We start from the raw sequence: 8,890 nt of genomic DNA on the forward strand, positions 1-8,890 counted from the left end.
GCCGGGTTGTCTAATTATACTATACAACTAGACAAATATTACACCCAAGCGCAGTGACTCGCAATCCGTGTATCGTGAAAGTTTGATGACATGAGCAAAACGCCGGTTTGGAAAAGCATCGCCCTCAGTCTGACTTCAGACATAGCGGAAGGGCGATATAACACCGGAGATCAGCTGCCGACCGAGGCGCAACTGGCGGCGCAGCACGGGGTTAACCGACATACCGTGCGGCGGGCCTTGTCGGATATGGCCGAGCAAGGGCTGGTGCATCCTCGCCGTGGCGCAGGCGTGTTTGTGGCAGCACGGCCAACCGATTATCCGATTGGAAAGCGAGTCAGATATCACAAGAGCATCTCTGCAAGCGGCAAGATACCGGGCAAAAAGATCCTATCGCTGACGACCCGCGTAGCCGATGATAGTGAGGCTGAGGCCCTGCAGCTTACTCCCGGTGACACTGTTCACGTCTACGATGGCCTGTCGTTGGCGGATGGACAGCCCATCGGCTTGTTTCAGAGCGTTTTCCCGGCGGAACGACTTCCCGACATACTAGACGCCCTGTCGGACACTCAATCCGTGACAAGAGCGTTGCAACGCTGCGGGGTCGAAGATTACACCCGCGTCTCAACCCGCCTGACCGCGCGGGCGGCAACACCAACGCAGGCACTGCACCTGCACCTGACCGAAGGCGCGCCGGTTCTGTTTTCAGTTGGGGTCAACGCCGACACCACCGGCATTCCGGTTGAATATGGCCGCACTGTTTTCGCAGGTGAACGCGTTACACTGACGATGAACGAAGACTAGACGTCCATGGGCTCCCGCCCGTCTTCAACTTCCTTGCGGAGGCCTCATCCCGTTGGGCGTGGCGCCGCGCAAAGCGCGGCGCCACGCCCAAGGCCGCCAGCGTGTATCGGCGCAGCCAATGCACGTGCGGGCGCGGGAGCACCTGCTGTCAGGCTTGGTGTTATTCGTATTTTTCCAAAAACGCCTCGGCCTTCAGCGCGCGGAAATCAGGCAAAGCCAAACGAAGACGCGCGTTGTCCCAATCCCACCAGGCCAGCGCCATCATGCGTTCTGCAACGTCCTCAGAATACCGTCGGCGGATCGGATCGGCGGTCACGCCGCCGACGATCGTGTAAGGTGCAACATCCTTGGTCACTACAGCGCTCGCAGCCACAACCGCACCGTGGCCAATCGTGATCTCGGGCTTGATGATGGCGGCATGACCAATCCACGTATCATGACCGATACGGGTAATGCGACTGGCGCGGTGTTCGAACCATGTGGCATCTACTTCTACGTCATCCCAGTAATCCGCCGAGCGATACAGGAAGTGATGCAGCGATGCCTTCTCCATCGGGTGATCCGTCGCTCCAATCCTCGTAAAACTGGCGATGTTGGCGAATTTCCCGATCTCGGCATTGGCGATGTCGCATGTGCGGTCGCAATAGGAATAGTCCCCGATGACTGCATTCGCCACGCGCGTTCCAGCGCCGATTTCAACATATTCCCCAAAGGTCGCGTTTGTAATCGCGCAATCCGGGTGGATAAACGGTTGATCCGAACGAAGACGTGCCATGAGTATACCTTGTATCCCGGGTGGTTCAGACCGCTTGGGCGACCTTGGCCCGTTTCCGCTTTGGCGAGGTTTCACCCTGAATCAAACGCCGGCGCAACCAGCCCGAGAACCAATCCATCAGCATGACCATCAGAATGATCAGGATGATGTAATAGGCCACCTCTTCCCAGTCCTTTTGCGTGATAATGGCTTGTGTCAGAAGCAAGCCGATGCCGCCCCCGGTGATGGCACCAATCACGGTGGCACTTCGTGTGTTGGATTCGAGGAAGTACAACAGCTGGCTGAGCAATACCGGCGTCACCTGCGGGATCATACCAAAGCGATAGCGTTGCGGCGCATTGGCCCCGGTGGATTGCACCCCTTCGATCTGCTTTTGGTCGACGTTTTCCAGCGCCTCCGAGAAGATCTTGCCGAAGGTGCCGGTATCGGTCACCAGAATGGCCAGCGCACCGGTCAGAGGACCGGGACCAAAGGCGCGGGCCAGCACCACAGTCCAGATCAGCGCATCCACCCCGCGCACGAAATCAAAAACGCGCCGGGTCAGGAACCGAACGGATTTCAGCGGGTTGAAGTTCCGCGTCGCCAGGAAAGCCATCGACAGGGCAATCATGCCCGCGCCCAGTGTGCCCAGAAAAGCCATCAGGATCGTCTCAAAAATAGCCCAGGCCACATCCTGGTGCCGCCACATCTTGTTGGTCCAAAAATCGTTCAGGATCGAACCCGCCTCACCCGAGGCCGCAAGACCGGCCAGTTGAGACGGAGATTTGCCGTAATACGGGCTGTCGAGGGTGAACCAGAACAGCTCCCATCCGGTGAAGTAGCGAAACACCTCTGAACGGTTGCGCGTCACTGTCAGGCGGCCCGCATCCGTGGTGATCGCCATCCGGTTCTTTGACACGTTGATCCAGTCTGGCACCTCACCCGCGGGCAATTCGGGCTGAACGCCCGCCGAACGGGTTGGCGTTGCACGCACGGTGCCATAGCCGGGAATGTCATATTCCACCGTCTCGGGACCAAAACGCACAACATGGCCGTCTTCCAGATCGATCACCGTGGTTGCCCCAAGGGCGACCCAGTCCGGGGCCTGACCGTCGGGATAGGTTCCCTTGCGTTCGCCCTCGATAGAGACCGATACCTCGCCATTTCGGTTGTCCCGCGCAACGTGGGTTTTATAGCTGTAACTGTCCGCAACCAGCGTTTTACCGTTTTCCCAGTTCGCCCGCCCGGCCAAGCCCGCTACGTCAAAGGCAAAGAAAACATAGGCCAGATAGGCCAGCATCAAGGCTGGCATGCCAAAATTCACCAGCCTCTTGCGGCTGAACAGACGGTCGGCCTCGGCCTTGAGCTCATCAATGCTCAGGTCTGTGGCAAAGGTGCTCATGCCCGGGCTCCTTTCTCGAATCCGTGGGTCAGGCGGTCGCGCAGCAGGCCGGACAACTGATCAACCACGACAATGGTGACAAACAACAACAGGAAGATCGCAGCCGCCTGATCATAGCGCCCCTGCCCCCAGGACATCGAGTTGCGCAGCTCGTACCCCAGACCACCCGCACCGACAAAGCCCAGAATGGCCGAGGCGCGGATGTTGATTTCGAACCTCAGCAAGGCATAGCTGACATAGTTTGGGCCAACCTGGGGGATCACACCCAGATACATCCGTTGCGACCAGTTAGCGCCAACCGAATGCAACCCCTCGACCGGTTTCAACGAGGCGTTCTCGTTCACTTCGGAAAACAGCTTGCCCAGCGCGCCAGCGGTGTGGATGGCAATCGCAATCATCGCCGGAACCGGACCACCGCCCAGCACAAAGATCAGAACCAGCGCAATCACAATCTCGGGGATCGCGCGGCAGATATCAGCGATGCGGCGGAACAGCGGGATCAGTGCCGGCCACATGGCCATGCCCCGCGTCGACATCAGGGCCAGAAACGTGCCCGCAATGGTGCCGATCAGGGTCGAGGCAGCAGCGATGTTCAGCGTTTCAACCAGCGCAGGGAAGAACGTGACCAGGTTTTCCGGCAGCGCGCCGATCTTTTCCCACGCCTCGGACAGAACCTCGGTCGGATAGTCGAATATCCGATGCCAGCCGTCGACAAAGCTGCCGGCATTGCGGTCATCTGCAGTGCGGAAACCAGCGGCCATCAAGGCCACAAAAACGATCAGAAGGATACCACCATAGACCCGCTTGCGTCGTGTCATCTCGGAATAGTCGGCCTTGATCTGGTCGACGCCGGGGGTCCCTGCGGACAGGTCTGTCATGGAATGCTCCTGAGTGGGAAAACGGGGCCCGGCTTGTCACCGGACCCCGATCTTTGAATGTGCAGGCTTAGTTGGACTTCAGCTTGCGGGCTTCGATGATGATCTCATAGGCATCATGGGTGATCGGATCGAAGCTCTTGGCCTCGCCTGCCGCCACACCGTAAAAGCACTCGCGGTCTTTTTCGCTCAGGTTGTCCCACAGCTTGGTCATCTTCGCCTTGACTTCGGTCGGCAGCGATTTGCGGATCACAACCGGGCCTTCGGGGATCGGTTCGGACTGCCAGATCATGACCATGTCATTCATGTCGACCAGACCCGCATCAACCGCGCGGCGCAGCGCGCCCGACTGAAAGCCATCTTCCCAATCGCCCAGACCGTCGGCCCAGGTCACACCACCGTCAACGTCACCGTTATTGACGGCAACGATGGTCTGCTCGTGCCCGCCGGTGAATTTCACGTCACCAAAATAGTCGCCCGATTCCATGGTCGCACCGGTTGCGGCAGGGATTTCGATCGACGGGATCAGGTAACCCGAGGTCGAGTTCGGATCTCCAAAGCCAAAGGTCTTACCCTTCATGTCATCCAGCGAGGTGATGCCGCTGTCCTTGCGGGCGAAACCGATCGAGTAATAGCCATAGCCGCCATCGGTGTTGACCTTCACCAGCACCGGCTCAACCGCTTCGGGGTCACTCAGATAGGTTTTGGCATAGCCCGATGCACCCAGCCAGGCCATGTCGATGGTGCCGCCCAGCAGGCCCTGGATCACACCGTCATAATCGGCAGGCGCAAACAGCTTGGTTTCGACACCCAGCGCCTTTTCGGTGTATTCGCGCAGGCATTCGTTGTTGTTCAACCGGTCCTGAGCGTTCTCGCCGCCCAGAATACCAATGCGGAATTCGCTGATTTCGTCAGCCATGACCGGTGCGGCCAGTGCCGTTGACGCCACCAGGGCAGCCATCAATTTTTTCATCTGTCTCTCTCCAGGTTTGTGTCCCCGGCCTCTCATCGGGCCGGGCGATGAAAGGGGTGGTTGGTTCAGATGGTCGCTTCGGCTTCCATCAACGCTTTCTGGGTCGCATCAAGCGTGTCGATCTCAGTCGATGTCGCCTCTTCCGAGAAGCTGGCATCGGCACCGTAAATCTCGCGGGCGACACCGGTTGTCAGCTGTTCGGGCAGGCCGTCGAACACAATGCGCCCATCCCGCATACCAACCACGCGGTCGCAATAGCGGCGCGCAGTATCCAAAGTGTGCAGGTTGGCGACGACCGTCCGACCATCCTCTTCGTGGATACGGCGCAGCGCCTGCATCACGACCTGAGCATTCATCGGATCCAGCGAGGCGATGGGTTCATCCGCCAAAATGATCTTGGGGTCCTGCATCAGGGCGCGCGCAATGGCGACCCGCTGCTGCTGACCACCTGACAGCGCCTCAGCGCGTTTGGGGGCATGTTCGGCTATGCCCAGACGGTCCAATATGTCGATGGCACGGTGGACCTCATCCATCGGGAACAGGTTGAACATGGTCGCCAGTGTCGAATGCCGGTTCAACGTGCCATGCAGAACGTTGGACACCACATCCATGCGAGGCACGAGGTTGAACTGCTGAAAGATCATGGCACAATCGGCCTGCCAGGCCCGCTTGTCGCGCCCTTTCAGTTGGGTCACGTCCCGGTCCTGGAACAGGATCTCTCCCGCACTTGCGTCGGTCAGGCGGTTGATCATTCGCAGCAGGGTCGATTTACCCGCTCCGGACCGACCGATGATGCCGATCATGCAAGGCTTGTCCACATCCAGCGTCGCCGCATTCACGGCCACATTATCGCCGAAGCGTTTCGTCAGTTTTTTTATGCGCAGCACGTGCCACCCCCAAATGTGTTGGGGGTCAGCTAAAGACGATGTTCAACGGCTATGTGTCGGTTCAGTGAAAGTTTTGTAAAGCACCACCGCACCGGAGGGGCCTACCCAACCGCCCGCATCGCGGGTATATGCGGGCCGACTCGATAAATGATATGAGGCCACACATGAGCTTTGACCGCAGCATCAAGATCGCCCCGTCGATCCTGTCCGCCGATTTCGCCAATTTCGGCGCCGAGATTCAGGCGATCGAGGCGCAAGGTGCCGACTGGGTGCATATTGATGTGATGGATGGCCATTTCGTACCGAACCTGACCTTTGGTCCCCCGGCCGTAAAAGCGTTCCGTCCGCATGTGAAAACCGTGATGGATGTTCACCTGATGATCACCCCGGTTGATCCCTACATCCAAGCCTATGCCGACGCAGGCGCCGACATCCTGACCGCGCATATCGAGGCCGGGCCGCACACGCATCGCACTCTGCAGGCCATCCGCGCCGCAAGTATGAAAGCAGGTGTTGCCCTGAACCCCGGCACCCCAGCCGACGCGGTCGAGCATTTGCTGGACCTGACCGATCTGGTCTGCGTGATGACGGTGAACCCCGGCTTTGGTGGACAGAAGTTCATCGATATGACGGACAAAGTGCGCAAGCTGCGTCAGATGATCGGGGACCGCCCGGTTCATATCGAGATCGACGGCGGTGTCGACCCAATCACGGCCCCACTGGTCGCGGCTGCAGGGGCGGATGTGCTGGTCGCAGGCTCGGCTGTGTTCAAAGGCGGGTCGGTGTCGTCGCCCGAGGTCTATGGAAAGAACATCAGCGCAGTTCGGGCCGCTGCGCAACCTGCGGCTGCATAACCTCTCACGACTGGTTCAGGCTTAAATGCAGGGGGGGTATCGGTCTCCCGACGCCCCGCAAAATCCGGCCAAGTCTTCGGCGCGCAGGATAGTTGGACTTGGTGGCATTTTCGCTAGCCATAGGCTGTCAGCTATTGTAACGGACACGCAGTTTTATCGCCTGAACGAAACGTCCTTCGGCAACCAGCACAGACAGAAAATCACTAAGGTAATCCGGAGACAGCCCCGCCTCCATAGCCGCATCAAACCTGTCTTCCGCGGCGTCGAATTCACCCTCTGCCAACATCACCAGCACATCAACATACTGCACGTAGGGCGCATCGGGGCTAAGCGCCAGCGCCTGATCGATGGCCTCCCGGGCCTCTTGCCTGTCTTCCAGCCAGAGCGCTATTTCCGCGTGCAGGCGATGGTCGAAATGGTCGGCACCGTCCAGCTTGATGCTGCGCCGGATGTGGATCAGAGCCTCGTCATAGCTGTAATCATCAGCCAGCAACCGTGCCCGCCAGAACAACAGGTAACTGCTGGGGCCTGCCCGGGCTTCGGCCATCTCAAGAACACTATGCGCCTGGGACCGCTGGCCCAGCTCGGACAGCGCGCGAGCTTTGCGAACATACCCGTCCGCGTCATCCGGTTTAGCAGCGATAACCGCTTCGGCGTCTTTTAGTGCCTGTTTCGGCCGGTCAAGCATCAGCAGGATCAAGGAACGGCGCGACAGGGCGGCGACAAATTCAGGATGCAGCTCCAGCGTTCGGGTAACATGTTCAAAGGCTGGCTCCCACCTGTCCTGCTCTGACAGCACAAAGGCCATGCCATACTCGGCATAAGAATCAGACGGATCGATTTCGATGGCCGAGCGGAACAGGTCCAGCGCCTCGTCATTGCGGCCCTGATCGCTGAGTTCCCAGGCCAGCTGACGTATGGCCCAAGTGTATTCAGGGTCCAAAGCCATTGCCGCGCGCATGCGCGCTTCGAATTCTTCTACGTTACTCTGTCCGCCGTAGAGTGCACTGGCGGCAAGGCCTGCCATGTTGCGGGCCGTCGGCTTGCGCGAAACCGCCTTTCTAAACAGCTCGGTCGCCAGACCATAATCATCGTGGTAGTACAGAATCCACGCCTTCCCTTGAAGGCCTGGCTCAGCCTCGGGATTCAGTTCAAGGATTTCCGAAAATGCTCTGTCGGAGGCGTCGTAATCATCCAGATCGAAATAGGCCCAGGCTAGCCTATCCAACATGTCAATGCGTTGGCGGTACGATGCTCCTGCAGCCCCCAGACCAAGCTGGCAGATTTCCACCAACCGCTCTGGCGTGTCATCCTGTTCCACACAGGCCGACACATAGGTTGACTGAGAATTCGTAAGAAGTGGTTTGGCAATGGCGCTGCCACCGGCCCAGACCAGCATCGCGGCAAACGCGGCCAGTCGTGTCACTGCGTTTGTGGTGTAGAACATCTGTCTAAAAAGCACTTTGTTTGTTTCCCGCAGAATACTCACAATTGTGATAAGAAAAAGGCTGCTTTGAGCCCTCATAACCGTTTCAAATCGGAGGTGATCAAAATGGCCCGATTGCCGTGGGCGCCGCCAAGACATCACAGAATAGCCGCAGCGCAACTGCTTCAGGTTTCCTGAATTCAAATTGATTTATTTGCGTTTGCCTTAAGCCCTTAACTGTGACCAAAAACAAGACCAGTACCGACAGGCCCTGATTGATCAGCAAAGTGAGGATAACCCCATGATCGAACGCATCGAAACCGGCGAACGTTCATCTAAAATTGTGAAACACAACGGTGTAGCCTACCTAACCGGACAGGTCGCCGAGGGCGAAACGATTCAGGAACAGGTCCGCATCTGCCTGAGCAAAATCGACACTCTTTTGGAACAGGCAGGCTCGTCGCGCGAAAACATGCTGCGCGTGACGATCTGGCTGGCTGATATGAAGGATTTCGCCGGATTGAACGAGGTTTGGAACGCTTGGGTCCCAGCCGGCCACGCCCCGGCCCGCGCCTGTGGCGAAGCCAGGCTGGCACGGCCCGAGCTTAAGGTAGAGTTTATCGTTGATGCGGCGTGCAACTGATACTTTGATCGGCTGCGGAACAACCTGTTAGAAAGTGAAAAAGGCCGTCCCATGTGGGACGGCCTTCTTTGTTTCAACCGAGTGGGCTCACATTGCTCCTGCGGAGCGACTGCCGCCCACCGGTAACAACGCCTAGGCGTTGTTACTCGACGATTTTCGACACGACGCCGGCGCCGACGGTGCGGCCGCCTTCGCGGATGGCGAAACGCAGGCCGTTTTCCATCGCGATCGGCGCGATCAGCTCAACCTCGAACGACACGTTGTCGCCGGGCATG

The 8,890-nt window shown here is 58.5% G+C and carries 10 protein-coding genes; 3 read left to right on the forward strand and 7 right to left on the reverse strand.

Going from position 1 to position 8,890, the window contains the following annotated elements:
• Positions 1-90 precede the first annotated feature (90 nt).
• Positions 91-801: a phosphonate metabolism transcriptional regulator PhnF gene (gene phnF / locus RUM8411_RS19170; protein WP_085824330.1), complete on the forward strand. Its 711-nt coding sequence runs from the start codon at positions 91-93 to the stop codon at positions 799-801.
• 160 nt (positions 802-961) lie between these two features.
• Here the strand turns inward: phnF and RUM8411_RS19175 are convergent, their stop codons facing one another.
• From RUM8411_RS19175 to phnC, 5 genes are all read right to left on the reverse strand, one after another.
• Complete coding sequence (locus RUM8411_RS19175) at positions 962-1,576, reverse strand: LbetaH domain-containing protein (protein ID WP_085824331.1); 615 nt, start codon at positions 1,574-1,576, stop codon at positions 962-964.
• Between the two features lie 25 nt (positions 1,577-1,601).
• The gene (gene phnE / locus RUM8411_RS19180; RefSeq protein ID WP_085824332.1) at positions 1,602-2,957 is read right to left on the reverse strand and encodes a phosphonate ABC transporter, permease protein PhnE; all 1,356 of its coding nucleotides are present in this window, start codon (positions 2,955-2,957) and stop codon (positions 1,602-1,604) included.
• Complete coding sequence (gene phnE, locus RUM8411_RS19185) at positions 2,954-3,835, reverse strand: phosphonate ABC transporter, permease protein PhnE (protein WP_085824333.1); 882 nt, start codon at positions 3,833-3,835, stop codon at positions 2,954-2,956. The genes phnE (RUM8411_RS19180) and phnE (RUM8411_RS19185) overlap by 4 nt, the downstream gene beginning before the upstream one ends.
• 67 nt (positions 3,836-3,902) lie before the next feature.
• The gene (gene phnD / locus RUM8411_RS19190) at positions 3,903-4,805 is read right to left on the reverse strand and encodes a phosphonate ABC transporter substrate-binding protein (protein ID WP_085824334.1); all 903 of its coding nucleotides are present in this window, start codon (positions 4,803-4,805) and stop codon (positions 3,903-3,905) included.
• A gap of 65 nt (positions 4,806-4,870) precedes the next feature.
• Positions 4,871-5,692 carry a phosphonate ABC transporter ATP-binding protein gene (gene phnC, locus RUM8411_RS19195; protein ID WP_085824335.1) on the reverse strand — a complete coding sequence of 274 codons (822 nt, stop codon included), beginning with the start codon at positions 5,690-5,692 and terminating at the stop codon, positions 4,871-4,873.
• 164 nt (positions 5,693-5,856) lie between these two features.
• Here phnC and rpe point away from each other — a divergent pair, with 164 nt between their 5' ends.
• On the forward strand, positions 5,857-6,546 hold the full coding sequence (gene rpe, locus RUM8411_RS19200) for a ribulose-phosphate 3-epimerase (RefSeq protein ID WP_085824336.1): 690 nt from the start codon (positions 5,857-5,859) through the stop codon (positions 6,544-6,546).
• A 127-nt stretch (positions 6,547-6,673) separates the two neighbouring features.
• On the opposite strand, the gene RUM8411_RS19205 is transcribed toward rpe, so the two are convergent.
• Positions 6,674-8,008 (reverse strand): tetratricopeptide repeat protein, encoded by a 1,335-nt coding sequence (locus tag RUM8411_RS19205; RefSeq protein ID WP_159453928.1) that lies wholly within the window; start codon positions 8,006-8,008, stop codon positions 6,674-6,676.
• Between the two features lie 265 nt (positions 8,009-8,273).
• On the opposite strand from RUM8411_RS19205, the gene RUM8411_RS19210 reads away from it, so the two are divergent.
• A complete protein-coding gene (locus RUM8411_RS19210) occupies positions 8,274-8,615 on the forward strand; it encodes a RidA family protein (protein WP_085824338.1) in 342 nt (113 codons plus the stop codon).
• Positions 8,616-8,757: 142 nt separating this feature from the next.
• Here RUM8411_RS19210 and RUM8411_RS19215 read toward each other — a convergent pair.
• The coding region (locus RUM8411_RS19215) for an EF-Tu C-terminal domain-related protein (RefSeq protein ID WP_503167638.1) at positions 8,758-8,890 on the reverse strand (133 nt) is incomplete at its 5' end.

Source organism: Ruegeria meonggei (genome assembly GCF_900172215.1).
GTDB classification, from domain to species: Bacteria; Pseudomonadota; Alphaproteobacteria; order Rhodobacterales; family Rhodobacteraceae; genus Ruegeria; species Ruegeria meonggei.